Raw genomic sequence first — 15,632 nt, forward strand, 5'->3', positions numbered from 1 at the left:
AGACGCCACACGGTGGGCGGAGGGGAACAACCGGCGGCGGTTATCCCCGCCGTACCGTGATCGTCGTCCACGCCCCCACGTGCACCCGGTCCCCGTCCTGCAGCGGCACCGGGACGTACGGCTGGATCGGGTCCTCCGAGCCGTTGATCGTGGTGCCGTTGGTGGAGTCCTGGTCGACCACCGCCCAGGTGCCGTCCGGCTGCTGGACGAACATGGCGTGCTGGTGCGAGACGCCCGGGTCCTCCGGGGGGACCGACAGGTCGATGTCGGGGGACTCGCCCGTGCTGTGCCGGCGGCGGCCCACGGTGACCTGGTGGCCGGTGAGGGCGAGGTGCTGTTCGGGCGAGTAGGCGGGCAGGTTCAGGCTCGCCGCCTCCGGGCCGCCCTTGTTCATCATCCGCAGGAAGTACTCGCGGTCCGGCGCGATGACGGCCACCCAGCCGGCGGGCTGCACAGGCTGCACAGGCTGTGCGGGCTGCGGGGCGACCGGCGGGCAGATGACCCAGTCGTCCTCGTCGCTGTAGGGGTGCTGCGGGGCCAGCGGCTCGGACGGGCGGTTCTTCTGCGACGGGCGGGACGGCTGGTAGACCCAGTCGTGCGGCACCTGCGGATGCGGCGACGGCGGCGGGTCGGACTGGAACGGGTCCGACTGGAAGACGTGCGGCTGCAGCGGGCCCGGCGGGGTCGCCCCCGGCGGGTGCCCGAGGTAGTTGTGGCCGCACTCCTCGCAGTACGGCGTCTGCGGCGTTTCGCGGGGCGTGCGGCACTGCGGGCAGAGCTCCGCCTGCACCGTGGCGTCGTGCTCCGGGACGTTCCAGGTCTGCGGGCCGCCGGTGCCGTGCAGGGGCGGCGGAACGGCCGCTCCCGTGGCTGCCGCCTGCATCCGGTGTCCGCACACGTCGCACCAGTCCTCGGCCTGGGACTGGTGGCCTTTCTCGCAGGTCGGCATCTCGGTCTCTCCCCCTCCAGCACCTTCTGTCGCTGTACTTGCCGTGCCGTGTGTGTCACTTCTTGACGCGGACGGTCCTCGTCGAACGCGTCTCCAGCGTCATCTCCGCCTCCTTGGAGACGTTCGACTTCAGCCGCACAGTACCCGTCGCGGCATCGACGACGTCCACCACCTTGGCGAGCAGCTTCGCGGTGTCCTCGTGGCCCGAGCGGGCGGCCAGTTGCACGGCCCGGCCGAGTCTGGCCGTCGCCCCGCCGACGTCGCCCGCCTTGCGCAGGTCCAGCCCCTCCTGGATGGCCAGCGCCAGCTCCGCCTGGCCCGTGTAGTGCGCGACTTGGGGGTTGATGGCGGTCGACGCCGCCACGTCGTCCGTCCACACCGCGCGTATCAGCCCCTGCGCCAGCACGTGCGGTGACGAGCCGTCGGGCGTGGGCAGGACCAGCGAGACCCGGGCGGCGAGCATCTCCTGCCCGACCTCGGCGTTCGGCACCCGGATGCCCACGTGGTAGTCGCGCGACTCGTCGCCCCAGGCCCCCGTGGGGTAGTCGCCGGCGCGCGGACCGGCCGTCACGCGCTGCCCGGTGAGGTCCTCGGTGCGCGGCGCGGCCAGCTTCACGAACTGCACCTCGGCCCGCTGCGGGGTCCACAGCCGCAGCTGGACGTCGCCGACGTCCTTGCCCATCACGGCTTCCATCATCTGCGTGAAGTCCGCGGCCAGCGCCGCCGGATCGGCGATGCTGTCGGCCGTCCCCAGCAGCCCCTCGGCGATGCGCCGGACCTCCTTGGGCTCCCAGTCCGTGCCCACCCCCCGCGCGTCGCAGGTGAACCGGCCCGCGCACGTGTCGAGCGTGGCGTGCAGCACGTCCGGTTCCTCGTGCTCGTTGCGCCCGTCGGTCAGCAGGATCGCGTGGCGTATCGAGGCGTCGGAGGTGGACAGCAACTGGTCGGCCAGGCGCAGCCAGGTGCCTATGGCCGTGCCGCCCCCCGGGGAGAGCCTGCGCAGCGCCTCCTTGGCCTGCGCCCGGGTCGCCGCGTCGGCGACGGCGAGCCGGCCGTTGCCGGGGTACGCCTCCTTCGCCTGGTGGGTCCCGGCGACGACGGCGAAGGCCACACCGTCGCGCAGCGCGTCGATCGCGGCCGTCGTGGCCTCGCGCGCGTGGTGCATCTTGGTGGGCGGGTAGTCCATCGAGCCGGAGCAGTCGACCATGACGACCACGGCCGCGTCCGGCTCCCAGCCCCGTGCCGCCGTGGAGGAGGGGGACAGATGGGGGATCCGGGGCGTCTCGCCCGTCACGCCGCCGCCGGTGGAGGTGACCGTGACGATCGCGCTGACGTCGCGGCCGCCCTCGGGCAGGTAGACGTTCTGGTACACCTCCACCGAGAAACGCGGCACGCTCGGCTTGGAGAAGTTGGCCATCCGATCCGCTCCTCTTCGAAACTCCACGTGTCACGTGTGCGGCGGGAGACGGCGGATGCCGGTGCCGGGTCGTGCACCGGCTCGCGATCCCCCCGTGGACGCTCGGCCCGTCAGGCCGATCCTGCCCCGTGCGGCCGTTCCGGGAAAGGCAGTACTGCCACTGTTACGTTGTCGTGGCCCCCGCCGTCCAGAGCGTGTGCCAGCAGACGGCGTGCGCACTCCAGCGGCCGGGTCCGGGCGTCGGCGGGGACGATGTCCGCCATCTGCTCCGCGGATTCGGCGTAGTTCCACAGACCGTCGCTGCACACCAGCACCACGCCCGGCCGGTCCGGGTGGTACGACGCGGTGTGCGGCTCGACCTCGTACGCGTCCGCGCCGAGCCAGCCGGTGATGGCGTGGGCCCGCTCGTCCGCGTACGCCTCGGCCTCCGACATCAGCCCCGCCGCGACCATCTGCGCGGCCCACGAGTCGTCCTCGGTGAGCCGGGCGGGCTGGGTGCCGCGATCGTCGGGCACCCAGTAGGCGCGGCTGTCGCCGACCCAGCCGACGGTCAGCAGGTCACCGGTGATGACCGCGCTGATGATCGTGCAGGCGGGCGCGTTCTCGTGGCGCAGTCGCTCGCCGCGCCCCGGGTGGCCGGGGGCGGCCAGGGCGGCGACGGCCTCGGCGGCGCGGAGGATCGCCCGGTGGGTGGCCTCGCGCGGCTGCTCGCCGCGTGCCAGGGCCGCCGTCAGGGCCTCGCACGCGGTGGCCGTCGCCGCGGCCGACGCCTCGTCGGGGCGGGCCGCGGACGACACGCCGTCACTGACGACGGCGATCACGGCCGGGCCGCCGCCCCCGGGCAGCTCCGCGGTGGCCGTGGCGTAGGCGTCCTCGTTGCGGTGGTGGCGCAGGCCGCGGTCGCTGACCGCCGCCACGCCTGCCGACTCGTGCTCCATGTGATCCCGTTCGCGCGGCTGTGCATGCCCGCAGTGCTCGCAGTACCCGTCTTTGTCGATCATGCCCGAATGGCAGCCCCCGCAGGGCCGCCCGGACGCGCCCGCGCCCCCCGTGCCGTGCCGTCCTTGCGCCGTCTGGGCGGGCACGGCCCCGGCGGGCGGGGCGAGGGAACAGTCCTCCGCCCCGCTCAGGAGGACGGGCCCGGTCCGGTCCGGCGCGGGCGGCACCGCCGAGAGATCCGCGCCGCAGCGGCCGCAGAAATTGTCGGCCGGCTCCAGCGGTTCGCGGCAGGCGGCGCACACCGTCAGCTGTGGGGGCAGTTGCGACATCGATCACACCCATGTCCTGGGGCGGTAACGGTTGGCCCGCTCCACCAGTTCGATCCGTTCCTCGCCGCGCTGGGCGAGGCGCGCCAGCACACGGTACGAGCGTTCCAGCCCGAACCGCAGCCCGCGCTCGTCCAGGCCGCTGCCGAGCAGGCCCGGCGGGCCCGGCGGGCCGCCCGGCGGTGCGCCCGTGCTGCCGGAGAGCACCCAGTCCAGCGCGGTGCCCAGCACCTCGGTGCAGAGCTGTTCGCGCCGGACCGCGTCCAGCCCGAAGCCGTCGAGCCGCTCCACCTGCCGGGCCGCCGCCTGGAGGTCCGTCAGCAGCGGGTCGGCGGCGGAGCGCTGCCGCAGCCGGGCCCGGACGGCCGCGACCCGCGCCGCCGTGCAGTGGACGGAGGACTCGGGGACGGACTCCAGCGCCGCCACCGCGCCCGCGCGGTCACCGCAGGCCAGGCGCACCCGCGCCAGCCCGAACGCGGCGCTGACGAAACCGGGGTCGGTGGCCCACACCAGGCGGTAGTACTCGGCGGCGTTGTCCAGCTGGCCGAGCACCTCGGCGCACACGCCCAGGGCCAGCTTCGGGGCCGGCTCGCCCGGGAAGGCGTCGTAGGCCGCGTCGAAGGAGAGCGCGGCCGTCTCGTGGTCCCCGGTGGCCAGGCCGTGCACCCCGCGGTACCAGACGACCCGCCAGTCCTCGGGGTGGTCCGCCTCCAGCGCGGCGAGCGCCTGCGAGGCGGGGCCGTCCTCGCCGAGCTCCAGCTGGGCGCGGGCCCGGCGCAGCCGCAGCTCGGGCGAGTCGCCGGGGGCCGCTTGGAGCGCCGCGTACAGCTCGGCCGGCTGCGAGGTGAGCAGGCCCGCGAGGAAACCGGCGTTGGGGTCGTCGGCATCGACCAGGGGCAGCGGCAGGGCGAGGGCGGTGGCCCGCGCGTCGAGCGGGGCGGTCAGCGCCGCCGACGCCGGGGGAAGAACGGGGGCTGCGGTGTTCCTGAGGCCGGTCACCGGGCGGGTGCCGAGCGCGGAGACCTCGTCGGTGCGCGCCTCGAACAGCCGGGTGTCCACCACCCGCGGCTCCGGGCCGAACAGCCGCGACAGCGCGGGGCGCGGCGTGCCGGTCTGCAGGGCGACGACCTCCCGCAGCACGCCCGTCAGTTGCTCCGCCATCTCCGCCGCGGACGCGAACCTGCGCTTCGGGTCCGGGTCGGTGGCGCGCACCAGCAGCCGGTAGAAGGACTCGTAGCGGGTGAAGACGTCGATGTGGGAGGGGTCGGGCAGGCTGTGTGCGAAGACCGTCGTGTAGCCCTGGAAGTCGAAGGTGAGGACGGCCAGGGTGCGGGCGACGGTATAGAGGTCGGAGGCGACGGAGGGGCCCAGGTCGGCGATCTCCGGGGCCTGGTAGCCGATCGTGCCGTAGATCGGGCTGTCCTCGTCGTCCATCCGCCGGACCGCGCCCATGTCGATCAGCTTCAACTGGTCCTGCTGCTGAATGGCGTTGTCGACCTTGAAGTCGCAGTACAGCAGGTTGCGGCTGTGCAGGTGCCCGAGCGCCTCCAGCGCCTCGATGCCGTACGCGCACGCCTGCTCGACCAGCAGCGGATCGCGCCGTCCGTCCGGCGCCCGCCGCTCGTTGGCGATCTCCTTGAGGGACTTGCCGCCGACGTACTCCATCACGATGTAGCCGTCGAGGCTTCCGGTGCGCTGGTCCAGGTGCTCGACGAAGTTGTAGATGCGCACGATGTTGGAGTGCTCGATCTGCGCGAGGAAACCCCGTTCGGCGAGGGCGGCCTGCAGCGCGTCCTCGTCGCCGGTGTCGAGCAGGCCCTTGAGGACCACCCAGCGGTCGTCGACGGCGTGGTCGATGGCGAGGTAGATCCAGCCCAGCCCGCCGTGCGCCAGACAGCCCGCCACCTCGTACTGGCCGCCCACCACGTCGCCCGGGCGCAGCTTCGGCACGAACGAGTACGGGTGGCCGCAGTTGGTGCAGAAGCCCTCCGTGCGGCCCGGCCGGTCGCCGCGCGAACGCCCCACGGGCGCACCGCAGTCGCTCCTGCTGCAGAACCGCTTGCGCTCGGGCACCTCGGGGTTCGCGAGCACCGCGGCCCGCGGGTCCGGGCGCGGCACGCCCGGCATGACGACCAGGCCCGCGCCCAGCTTGTTGCGGGTCGGGGCGGCCATGGTGGACGGGCCGCTGCTCACCGAGACCGAACGGGACGCGGTGCCCGGCGTGTGGCCCGTCACGGTCCGCGACAGCCGGCCGGGGACCGAGCGGTGCGAGGACGCGGACCCCGACGAACGGGACGGGGACCCGGACCCCCCTGACCCGGAACCCCCCGAACCGGAACCTCCCGATCCCGAGCCCCCCGATCCCGAGCCCCTCGAACCGGAGCCCTGCGCACCGGATCCGCCTGATGCAGAGCCTCCCGAGGACGAGCCGGCCCCCTTCCGGGCCGCGCGCCCCGCGCTCGTGATGCCCGTCGGCGGTGAGGCGATCATGCCGCTGGGCGAGACGACCGGCGCGAGCCCGCACTGGTCGCAGTACAGCTCGCCGTCGCCGACATCCTCGTAGCGCCCGTCGCAACCCGGCCGTTGGCAGTCCCGCGCCGGGGCCGTCCCCTGCGCCACCCCGCACACCGTGCAGTACGCCGTGCCGTCGATCTCCTCGTACGAGCCGTCGCAGCCCGGCTGTTCGCACGTGCCGCTCATGATTCCCCCCTGACGTCGGCGGGCGGGGCCAAGGCCTCCGCCACCGCCTGCTGATAGCGCAGCACGGCCCCCTCCGCGGCCACCAGATCACACGGCGCGCTCCACAGCATGCGGCGCGCCGGGTCGTACCGCTCGCCGAGGAATGGGTCCTCCGCGAGGCCGTGCCGGGCGGCCTTCGCCCGGTACGCGTCCAGCCGGCCGCGCAGTTCGGCCCGTACCGCCAGCGGAGCCGTCACCGCCGTGAGCGACTCGCGGGCGCGCAGCAGCTCCTCCTCCGCGCGCTGCTCCAGACCGTCCAGCAGCGGCGAGAGCCGGTGCCAGCGGGCGCACCGGCGGTGCTCGGCGGCGGCGCTCAGCTGCTCGTAGAGCACGGTCGGCGGGCCGGAGACGGCCGGCACCACGGACGCGGCGATCTTCGACAGGACCTCGGCCCGCGCCTGCCGGGCCTCGACGAGCGTCCGGTCGGCCCGCGAGAGCACGTCCCGCACGCGCATCAGCCGCTGTTCGGCGTCCTGCCGCACGTCCAGCACCGCCTCGACCTCCCGCCGCACGTCCTCCAGGGCGCGGGCGGCGCGGTCGTAGCGCCGGGTGTCCGGGCGGCCGCCGCCCGGGGCGGAGCTGGGCGAGGAGCCGGTCCAGAAGGCCAGCGGATCCGATATCACCTCGGACCGCAGGGCGGCCAGCTCCCGGGTGATCTCCTCCAGGTCGTCGCCCGACGGGTGTTCGCCCGGCCGCACACCGACCGAGTGGGCCAGCGAGCGGGTGCGCTGCAGCTCGGCGGCCAGCAGGTCGATGCGGGCGGGCAGCGCGGACCAGACGGCGTCGGCGGTGACGACCACGTCCAGCGCCTGCGCGTACCAGCCGTTCATCCGGTCCACCAGCTCCTGCAGGGTCAGCTGTTCGCTGAGCCTGGCGGATCCCGTGTCCGGGGCGGCGGGCAGTGTGACGGCCGTGCCGCGCAGCAGGTCGGTGAGTTCGGACAGTTCGCCCTGGGTGGGCCAGCGGCGCCGGCCGCGCAGCTCGCGGGCCGTCTCCAGGGCGTCGGTGTAGGCGTCGAAGTACGTCCACAGCCGGGCGATGAGCTGCTCGGCGAGCTCCCATCTGCTCCGGGTGGTGCCGCTCAGTTCCGCCCCCTCCAGCAGGCGGCGGCCCGCGTGGTCCTGGAGGGCGAGCAGCGAGGACTCGACCGCCTCGTGCTCCGCGCCGAGCCGCGCCAGCGCCCGGTCGGCCTCCTCGCGGCTCAAGGCCGGCCCGGTGGGCCCCGCGACCGCCATCGATCCCCTCTCCTGTCGTCGGCCCGGCAGCGCCGGTGCTGCCGTCCCGTCAGTCCCTGTACTTCGGCTCCGGGGGAGCGGTGATCCCCTTCAGGTCGGCGGCCAGCCACTTGCGGTACGCCTGCATCCAGGGACTGTCGCCGCCGCCGCGCCGGAACTCCTCCAGTACTGCGTTGACCCGGCGTACCAGGTCTTCGTCCTTGAGATTCATCGCCACGCCGTACGACTCGGTGGTGAACGGTTTGCCGATGAGTCCCACGGACGGGTCCTGGGCTGCCTGTCCGGCGGCCAGGGCGCCGTCGGTGAGCACCGCGTCCGCCTGCCCGAGCTGCAGCCGCACCAGACAGTCGAGCTGGTTGGGCACGGTCAGCACGGAGGCGGAGTGCGGGTTCTTCTTCAGTTCTGTCAACGCGGTCGATCCCAGCGCCGCGCACACCCTCCTGCCGGCCAGGGAGCCGTCGAACCCGGTGATCGGCGAGTTCTTCGGAGCCAGCAGCTGCTGGCCCGTCCCGAAGTAGGCGGTGGAGAAGGCGACTTGCGTGGCCCGCTCGCAATTGATGGTCATGGTACGCGCAATGATGTCCACCTTGCCCTGTTCCAGCGCGGGGATGCGCTGACTGGTGGTGACCGCGATGAAGATGACCTTGTCGGGGTCGCCCAGCAGGTCCTTGGCGATGGCGTGCACCAGATCGATGTCGAAGCCGCTGAGCTCGCCGGTCGCGGGGTCGCGGTAGCCCCAGTGGTAGCTGTTCTGGTCGACTCCCGCGATCAGCTTGCCGCGGGCCTTGATGCGCTGCACGGCCGGGCCGTCCACGGTGGACGGCCGCAGGCTCGCCTCCGGGTCGGTGCACTGGGCGGTGCCAGCCGACGGAGCCGCCGCGGCCACCGGCTGTGTGCGGTCCGGGTGCTGCGGCGCTCTGCCGGAACGGTCCGGCAGCTGGACGGCGACCGCCGCCGCCATCGCGCACACGGCCGCCGTGGCGGCGGCCAGCGCCGCCCTCCTCCGTGCGTGGGTCCTCACGTCCCGCCTCCCCCTGTCACCCTGTCACCGGTATTCCGACAGCCTGCGGCCGATGCCCAGCACCGCGCCCGTCGCGGCCAGCAGGGCCAGCACCGCCGCCCCGGCCGTCAACCCGGTCAGCGCGCCGCGCCCGTTGTCGGCGGAGTGCCGGAACTGCGCCTGCTCGTGCGACAAAGCCTGCTGCAGCTCGCTGTCCACCCGGTCGAAGGACTCGCCCGTACTGTCCTTCCCGCCGTTCACCATCCGCAGTGCCCCCTTGTAGTCCCCGCTGACGTCGGCGGCGCGTGCGGCACTGTGCTGCCGGAGCCACTGCCCCACGTCCGTCACGGCCTTGGCCACCGGGTCACGCCCTGCTGCGCCGTCCGCGAGCGCCCCGGCCCGGTCCAGCAGGCTGCCGGAGGCCGGAGCGGAGTCGCCCGTGTTGTTGCCGATGAGCTTCATCATGTCCGTCCGGAAGCTCGTCTCGTAGACGTCGTCCCCCGTTCGCGAGTCGAGCACCGAACCCCGGGACACCAGGGTGAGGTTCTCGTCGCCGCGGGCCTGGAGCGAGCTGATCCGGGCCTCGTTGAGGACCCGCAGGGACTGCGCGCCGTGCCGGTCGGAGTTGTCCAGCTCCGCCCGCGCCACCGTGTGCCCGGCGACGAGCCACAGCAGCACTACCGCGGTTGCCGCCGTCGCGGCCAGCAGTCCATGATTGAAGACGCGGTTCGTGCGCAGGTAGTTGCGCCGCTGCGCCCAGCCGAGCGCGCCCAGGGTGACGGCCCCGGCGGCCAGCGCGGCCCAGGGCCAGGCCTTGGCGTCCCGGTAGTCGGAACCGAGCCGTCCGGTTTCCGCCTCGTACAAAGCGCTGGCGGCGGGCAGTAGTTGACCGCGCATCTGCTCGCTCGCATAACGCAGGTACGCGCCGCCGAGCGGCAGGCCCTGGCGGTTGTTCGCGCGGGCGGTGTCCACCAGGCCGGTGTAGACCGGCAGTTGCTTGTTGAGCGTGGCGATCTGCCGGCGCTCCGTGTCCGACCCGCTCGTGTTCGCCGCCGCCTTGACCAGCAGTTCGGACGCCAGGGCGATGTCCTGGTCGTAGCGGTCGCGCGCGGCCTTCGGCTCCTGGCCGCCGGCAAGGAAGCCGGAGGCGGCCGTGGTGTCGGCGTCGGCGAGCGAGCGGTAGATGCTCGCCGCGTCGGCGCTGAGCGGCTGGCTGTGCGCGACGACCGCGTCGGCCGCGGCCGCCCGGTCGCTGACCTGCCAGGCGGTGACGCCGCCGAAGACCGCGAGGACGGCCACGAGGGCCGCACCGACGATGCGGAGGCGGCCCGGCTCGGTCGTCGCGGCGGCGCGCAGGCGGGCGGCGCCTTCGCGCCAGGCCGGCTGCTGTGGTTGTGACACGAGACCTCCCCCTTGGTCGCTGGCGCCAAGTATGAACCGGAGACGGGCTGCCCGCCCACCCACGCGCCCGAAGGGGCGCGGGGCTGTTCGCATATGCGGCTCCGCCGCGTGGGCGCGATCAGCCGCGACGCACCCGCAGCCGACGTTCCCGGGGCTTCGCCCCGGACCCCGGGGTTGTGCGTCAACTGCGGGCCGGCGGTGGCTGATCGCGCAGTTCCCCGCGCCCCTGACGGGGCGCCCCTACACATACGCCTCCCGCAGCCTCCCGTAGGCATCCCTCGGCGCGCCCGTCCGGTCCAGGCCCAGCAGGCCCGCGCCCAGGACCGGACGTGCCGTCACCACCACCGGCACCGCCTTCGGGGCGCACTCCGTGAGGAGGGACAGCACTCGTTCGTGCAGCAGCGGATGACGTGCTGCCAGCACACCGCCGCCCAGCACCACCGGAACCTCCGCCTCCAGCAGCCCCAGCCGGCTCAGGGCGACCCGGGCCATCGCGACGATCTCCTCCGCCTGCCGCGCCACGACCGCCCGGGACACCGCGTCGCCCGCCGCCGCCACCGCGAACAGCACCGGCGTCATCTCGTACCGCCGCGCCGCCGGGATCCGGCCCAGGTGCAGCGCCTCGATCAGTGCGGGCATGCCGGGCAGCCCGAAGTGGGCGGGGAGCGCACGGGCGAGCTCGCTCGGTTCGCCGCGGCCGTCGTCCGCCCGGGCCGCCCACCACAGCGCCTCGTCCGCCAGGCACCCGCCGCCGCCCCAGTCGCCGGAGATCCGGCCGATGGCGGGGAAGCGCGCCACCCTGCCGCCCGGCGCCACGCCCGAGCAGTTGATGCCCGCGCCGCACACCACGGCGACCCCGGCCGGTTCCGGGCCGTCGGGCAGCCCGGCCCGCAGCAGCGCGAAGGTGTCGTTGGCCACGGTCACCGACGGCGCCCAGCCCAGGCCCTCGATCCGCTCCGCCAACTCCGCCTCCTCCACCGGGAGATCGGCGTTGGCCAGGCACGCCTGGACGTGTCCGGCCCGTACGATCCCGCCCAGGCCCGCCCGGGCGGCGGCCTCGGCGACGATCGGCACCAGCCCCGCCACCGCCGCCGCGGCCCCCGCCTCCGCGGGCCGGAAGCCGCCGCCGCGCGCGGTGCCCAGGACCGTGCCGTCGGGGCCCACCAGGGCGACGTCCGTCTTGCTGTTGCCCGCGTCGATCGCGAGCACGGTTCCGGTCAGGCCCACGCCAGGTGCTCCCGGTTGTGCGCGAGGAGCGCGTCGGTCAGCCGGTCCGCGTACTCGGCCTGGCCGATCAGCGGGTGTGCCAGCAGCGCCCGGAAGACCCGGTCGCGGCCGCCTTCGAGCGCCGCCTCCAGGGCCAGGTGCTCGTAGGCGGTCACATTGGCGATCAGGCCCGCGTACAGCGGCTCCAACGGCCGTACGGGCAAAGGGTGCACGCCCTGCGCGTCCACGGATGCCGGGACCTCGATCACCGCGTCGTCGGGCAGGAACGGCAGGGTGCCGTTGTTGAAGGCGTTCACCACCTGCACGTCCCCCGTGCCGCGCAGCAGCGACGAGGTGAGCGCGACGGCGGCCTCCGAGTAGAACGCCCCGCCCCGCTTCGCCAGCAGCTCCGGCTTCTCGTCCAGGGCCGGGTCGGCGTACAGGGCCAGCAGCCGGTGCTCCATCTCCGCCACCTCGGCGGCCCGGGACGGCTTGCCGTCCAACTCCCGGACGACCGCGTCGTGCTGGTAGAAGTAGCGCAGGTAGTACGAGGGCACCACGCCCAGCCGGTCCAGGAGTTCGCGCGGCATGCGCAGGTCGGCGGCGATGGCGTCGCCGTGCCCGGCCAGCAGACCGGGCAGCACGTCGCGGCCGCCGACGTGCACCGCGCGCTCCCACGTGAGGTGGTTGAGGCCCACGTGCTCCAGGCTCACCTCCTCCGGGGCCGTGCCCAGCAGCCGGGCGAACTTCCGCTGGAAGCCGATGGCCACGTTGCACAGCCCGACCGCCCGGTGCCCGGCGGTCAGCAGGGCGCGGGTGACGATCCCGACCGGGTTGGTGAAGTCGACGATCCAGGCGTCCGGGTTGCGCCGCCGTACGCGCTCGGCGATGTCCAGTACCACCGGCACGGTGCGCAGCGCCTTGGCGAGGCCGCCCGCGCCGGTGGTCTCCTGGCCGACGCAGCCGCACTCCAGCGGCCAGGTCTCGTCCTGGTTGCGGGCGGCCTGCCCGCCCACGCGCAGCTGGAGCAGGACGGCGTCGGCGCCGTCCACGCCGGCGTCGAGGTCCGCGGTCCAGGAGATCCGGCCGGGGTGGCCCTGTCTGCGGAAGATGCGCCGCGCCAGCCCGCCCACGAGCTCCAGGCGGTCCGCGGCCGGGTCGACGAGAACGAGTTCGTCCAGCGGCAGCACGTCCCGCAGGCGCGCGAATCCGTCGACGAGTTCGGGGGTGTAGGTCGAACCTCCGCCGACCACGGTGAGTTTGAGCACGAGCGATCAGCCCTTTACTCCGGTGAGAGTGACGCCTTCGACGAAGGCCTTCTGTGCGAAGAAGAAAACGACGACGACCGGCGCCATGACGAGCAGGGTGGCGGCCATCGTGAGATTCCAGTCGACGTTGTGGGCGCTCTTGAACGATTCCAGTCCGTACGACAGCGTCCAGGCGCCGGGATTCTGCGCGGCGTAGATCTGCGGGCCGAAATAGTCGTTCCAGCAGAAGAAGAACTGGAACAGTGCGACGGCCGCGAGACCCGGCCTGGCCATGGGCACGACGATGCGCAGCAGCGTGCGCACCTCACCGCAGCCGTCCATCCGGGCCGACTCCAGGTACTCCCTGGGGATCGTCAGCAGGAACTGCCGCAGCAGGAAGACGGAATACGCGTCGCCGAAGGCCATCGGCACGATCAGCGGCCACAGGGACCCCGACAGGTGCAGCTGCTGCGCCCACACCAGGTACATCGGAACGACGACGACCTGGGGCGGCAGCATCATCGTGGCGATGACGAGCATCATCGCCGGACGCCTGCCCCGGAAGCGGAACTTCGCGAGCGCGTAGGCGACGGGCAGGGACGAGCACACGGTGAACAGCGTGCCCAGCCCGGCGTACATCAGGGAGTTCTTCCACCAGTCGAGGAATCCGGGGGTGCGGAAGACGGTCGTGTAGTTGGACCATTTCCATTCGTGCGGCCACAGTTCGCCGCTCATCGCCTGTTCGTCGCTCATGACGGAGGTCAGGAAGACGAAGACGAACGGCAGGACGAAGAAGAGCGCGGCGGCAACGGCCGTGGCGTGGACGGCGATCCAGTGGAGCGTGCGGTTCCGATGCATGCCGGATCAGTCCTCCGCCGTCAGCAGGCCGGCGCTCCTGCGCATCAGCAGCGAGGTCACGGCCATCGCCAGGGCGAAGAGGACGAGCGAAAGCACGCACGCCGCACCGGTGTTGAAGTTCTGGAATCCGAGCGAATAGACCAGCTGCGGCACGGTGAGCGTGGAGTGGTCCGGATATCCCGGCTGGATCACCGAGCCGGGCCCGACGGTGACGCCGGAGGCAAGTTTTCCGGCGACGAGCGCCTGCGTGTAGTACTGCATGGTCTGGACGACTCCGGTGACCACCGCGAACATCACGATCGGGGTGATCGACGGCCAGGTGACGTACCGGAATCGAGCAAATGCCCCCGCCCCGTCCAGCTCCGCCGCCTCGTACTGCTCCTTGGGTACGTCCAGCAGTGCGGCCATGAAGATCACCATGAGGTCGCCGATGCCCCACAGGGACAGCAGCACCAGTGACGGCTTGGCCCAGTCCGGGTCGTTGAACCAGTTCGGGGCGTCGATCCCGACCGCGGAAAGGGCCTCGTTCACCGGTCCGGTCCCCGGGTTGAGCAGGAACACGAACGCGACGGTGGCGGCCACGGGCGGGGCCAGGTACGGCAGGTAGAAGGCGGTGCGGAAGAAGCCGGCGCCGGTCCTCACCTTGGTGACCAGCAGCCCGGTGCCGATGCCGAAGACGACGCGCAGCGCGACCATGACCACCACCAGCCAGAGCGTGTTCCACAGCGCGGGCCCGAAGAGCGGCATCTGCTGCAGTACGTATGTCCAGTTGCGCAGGCCCACGAACGCGGGGGCCTGGATCTGGTTGTAGTGCATGAAGGAGAAATAGACGGTGGCGACGAGCGGGTAACCGAAGAAGACGGTGAATCCGACCAGCCAGGGGGAGAGGAATCCGAGGGTGCGCAGCCGTTCGCGGGTGCGTCTGCGGCGCAGGGCGGGTGAGGTACCGGTGGCCATGTGCGGTACTCCGTCAGTTCGCGGACTGGAGGGTGTCGGCGTCGATCTGCCGGTCGAGTTCCCGTAACCCCTCGTCCAGGTCGGGGACCTTTCCCGCCTCGACGGCGTAACCGAAGTCCTGGAGCGCGGTGATGTACTGCCCGCCGTTCACCGACGGCGGCATGCCGGTGCTGTCCGGGTGCGCGGCGATGTCCAGGAAGGTACGGAAGGCGGGGTCGCGGTCGAGTTTCGGCGAGGTCAGTGCGGCGTCGGTGGACGGCACGTTGCGGATGGCATTGGCGAAGGCGACGACCTGGTCGGTGTCGGTGGTCAGGAACTTCACCAGCTCCCAGGCCGCGTTCTGGTGTCTGCTGCTGTGGGCGATGCCGATGACCGTTCCGGTCAGGTATCCGCGCCCGTACGTCCCGGCCCGGTCGTCCGGAACGGGCAGCGGGGCCGTGCCCCAGCGGAATCCCGGCTTGGCCTCGTCGAGCATCGCCCCCCGCCATTCGCCGTCCAGATGCATGGCGAGTTTTCCGGTGAGGAAGGCGTTCTGCGAGGACATCTCGTCGCCGAAGGTGGTGCGGTAGGTCTCCAGCGACGTGTAGCCGCCGAGGGCGGAGACGAGTTCGCGCTGGAAGGAGAAGAACTGCTTCGCCGCGGGTTCCCGGGCGAGCACCGCCCTGCCCGTGCCGTCGAAATACCGCGGCCCCCACTGGGCGAAGAACCGGTCCGGGCTGTTCTGGTACAGCCGGAAGTCCGGCATGAATCCCAGCTGCCGGTACGAACCGTCCTGCGTGCGCTGCGTGAGCCGGACGGCGGCGTCCTTGAACTCCGACATGGTGCGCGGGGGCCGGGTGATGCCGGCCTTCTCGAACGCGTCCTTGTTGTAGTACAGCCCGTACGCGTCGGCGAGCAGCGGGAGGGCGCACTGCCGGCCCCGGTGGCCGGAATAGCGGAGGAGGGGCGCGGGGAAGATCCGGGACTTGTCGAGACCGGACTTGGCCAGGAAGGGATCGAGATCGACCCACATGCCCGTGGAGCAGTACTGGCCGACGTTGTTGGTGGTGAACGAGGACACGACGTCGGGGGCGTTCCCGCCGCCCGCCCGCAGGGCCTGGTTCACGGTGGTGTCGCCGACGTTGCCGGTCGCCTCGACCTTGATCTGGGGATGCAGCCTCTCGAACCGGGCGATCGATGCGTCGACCGCCGCGACCTCCTTCTTCTCCGACCAGCCGTGCCAGAACGTCAGGGTGACGGGCCGGGCGGGGTCGTCGTCGGCGCTGCCGGTGCTCGGATGCGCGCATCCGGCCAGGAGCAGCCCTGCGGCCAGCAGCAGGGGGACGCGGGCACGTGACATGGCGGAACGTCCCTTCGGG

Annotated in this window: 12 protein-coding genes; all 12 read right to left on the reverse strand. The window is 72.8% G+C overall.

The window, feature by feature from the left end; genetic code table 11:
* Positions 1 to 40: 40 nt before the first annotated feature.
* The 12 genes from ACLHRZ_RS39320 to ACLHRZ_RS39375 all read right to left on the reverse strand — a co-directional run bounded on the left by ACLHRZ_RS39320 (position 41) and on the right by ACLHRZ_RS39375 (position 15,613).
* Positions 41 to 949: an FHA domain-containing protein gene (locus tag ACLHRZ_RS39320; RefSeq protein WP_490423405.1), complete on the reverse strand. Its 909-nt coding sequence runs from the start codon at positions 947 to 949 to the stop codon at positions 41 to 43.
* Positions 950 to 1,004: 55 nt separating this feature from the next.
* Positions 1,005 to 2,366: a vWA domain-containing protein gene (locus ACLHRZ_RS39325; protein WP_490423406.1), complete on the reverse strand. Its 1,362-nt coding sequence runs from the start codon at positions 2,364 to 2,366 to the stop codon at positions 1,005 to 1,007.
* Positions 2,367 to 2,476: 110 nt separating this feature from the next.
* Positions 2,477 to 3,634, reverse strand: coding sequence for a PP2C family protein-serine/threonine phosphatase (locus tag ACLHRZ_RS39330; protein ID WP_490423407.1), 1,158 nt, complete (start codon positions 3,632 to 3,634; stop codon positions 2,477 to 2,479).
* 3 nt (positions 3,635 to 3,637) lie between these two features.
* Positions 3,638 to 6,331 carry a serine/threonine-protein kinase gene (locus tag ACLHRZ_RS39335; protein ID WP_490423408.1) on the reverse strand — a complete coding sequence of 898 codons (2,694 nt, stop codon included), beginning with the start codon at positions 6,329 to 6,331 and terminating at the stop codon, positions 3,638 to 3,640.
* Complete coding sequence (locus tag ACLHRZ_RS39340; RefSeq protein WP_490423409.1) at positions 6,328 to 7,605, reverse strand: hypothetical protein; 1,278 nt, start codon at positions 7,603 to 7,605, stop codon at positions 6,328 to 6,330. Before ACLHRZ_RS39340 ends, ACLHRZ_RS39335 begins: the two co-directional genes overlap by 4 nt.
* Before the next feature lie 49 nt (positions 7,606 to 7,654).
* The gene (locus tag ACLHRZ_RS39345) at positions 7,655 to 8,566 is read right to left on the reverse strand and encodes a glutamate ABC transporter substrate-binding protein (RefSeq protein WP_490423448.1); all 912 of its coding nucleotides are present in this window, start codon (positions 8,564 to 8,566) and stop codon (positions 7,655 to 7,657) included.
* Positions 8,567 to 8,650: 84 nt separating this feature from the next.
* Positions 8,651 to 10,006, reverse strand: a complete 1,356-nt coding sequence (locus tag ACLHRZ_RS39350) for a GlnX family signal transduction membrane protein (RefSeq protein WP_490423410.1) — start codon at positions 10,004 to 10,006, stop codon at positions 8,651 to 8,653.
* A gap of 240 nt (positions 10,007 to 10,246) precedes the next feature.
* The gene (locus tag ACLHRZ_RS39355) at positions 10,247 to 11,233 is read right to left on the reverse strand and encodes an N-acetylglucosamine kinase (RefSeq protein ID WP_490423411.1); all 987 of its coding nucleotides are present in this window, start codon (positions 11,231 to 11,233) and stop codon (positions 10,247 to 10,249) included.
* Positions 11,224 to 12,480: a 6-phospho-beta-glucosidase gene (locus ACLHRZ_RS39360; RefSeq protein ID WP_490423412.1), complete on the reverse strand. Its 1,257-nt coding sequence runs from the start codon at positions 12,478 to 12,480 to the stop codon at positions 11,224 to 11,226. Before ACLHRZ_RS39360 ends, ACLHRZ_RS39355 begins: the two co-directional genes overlap by 10 nt.
* A gap of 6 nt (positions 12,481 to 12,486) precedes the next feature.
* Complete coding sequence (locus ACLHRZ_RS39365) at positions 12,487 to 13,317, reverse strand: carbohydrate ABC transporter permease (RefSeq protein WP_490423413.1); 831 nt, start codon at positions 13,315 to 13,317, stop codon at positions 12,487 to 12,489.
* Positions 13,318 to 13,323: 6 nt separating this feature from the next.
* Positions 13,324 to 14,274, reverse strand: a complete 951-nt coding sequence (locus ACLHRZ_RS39370) for a carbohydrate ABC transporter permease (RefSeq protein WP_490423414.1) — start codon at positions 14,272 to 14,274, stop codon at positions 13,324 to 13,326.
* 13 nt (positions 14,275 to 14,287) lie between these two features.
* A complete protein-coding gene (locus tag ACLHRZ_RS39375; protein WP_490423415.1) occupies positions 14,288 to 15,613 on the reverse strand; it encodes an ABC transporter substrate-binding protein in 1,326 nt (441 codons plus the stop codon).
* Positions 15,614 to 15,632 lie beyond the last annotated feature (19 nt).

This window comes from Streptomyces sp. AM25, assembly GCF_058146165.1.

Coding starts and splice junctions, on each gene's coding strand:
- ACLHRZ_RS39375 (WP_490423415.1), bottom strand. CDS start 15,613: ATGTCACGTGCCCGCGTCCCCCTGCTGCTGGCCGCAGGGCTGCTCCTG.
- ACLHRZ_RS39345 (WP_490423448.1), bottom strand. CDS start 8,566: ATGGCGGCGGCGGTCGCCGTCCAGCTGCCGGACCGTTCCGGCAGAGCG.
- ACLHRZ_RS39325 (WP_490423406.1), bottom strand. CDS start 2,366: ATGGCCAACTTCTCCAAGCCGAGCGTGCCGCGTTTCTCGGTGGAGGTG.
- ACLHRZ_RS39370 (WP_490423414.1), bottom strand. CDS start 14,274: ATGGCCACCGGTACCTCACCCGCCCTGCGCCGCAGACGCACCCGCGAA.
- ACLHRZ_RS39330 (WP_490423407.1), bottom strand. CDS start 3,634: ATGTCGCAACTGCCCCCACAGCTGACGGTGTGCGCCGCCTGCCGCGAA.
- ACLHRZ_RS39335 (WP_490423408.1), bottom strand. CDS start 6,331: ATGAGCGGCACGTGCGAACAGCCGGGCTGCGACGGCTCGTACGAGGAG.
- ACLHRZ_RS39320 (WP_490423405.1), bottom strand. CDS start 949: ATGCCGACCTGCGAGAAAGGCCACCAGTCCCAGGCCGAGGACTGGTGC.
- ACLHRZ_RS39365 (WP_490423413.1), bottom strand. CDS start 13,317: ATGCATCGGAACCGCACGCTCCACTGGATCGCCGTCCACGCCACGGCC.
- ACLHRZ_RS39340 (WP_490423409.1), bottom strand. CDS start 7,605: ATGGCGGTCGCGGGGCCCACCGGGCCGGCCTTGAGCCGCGAGGAGGCC.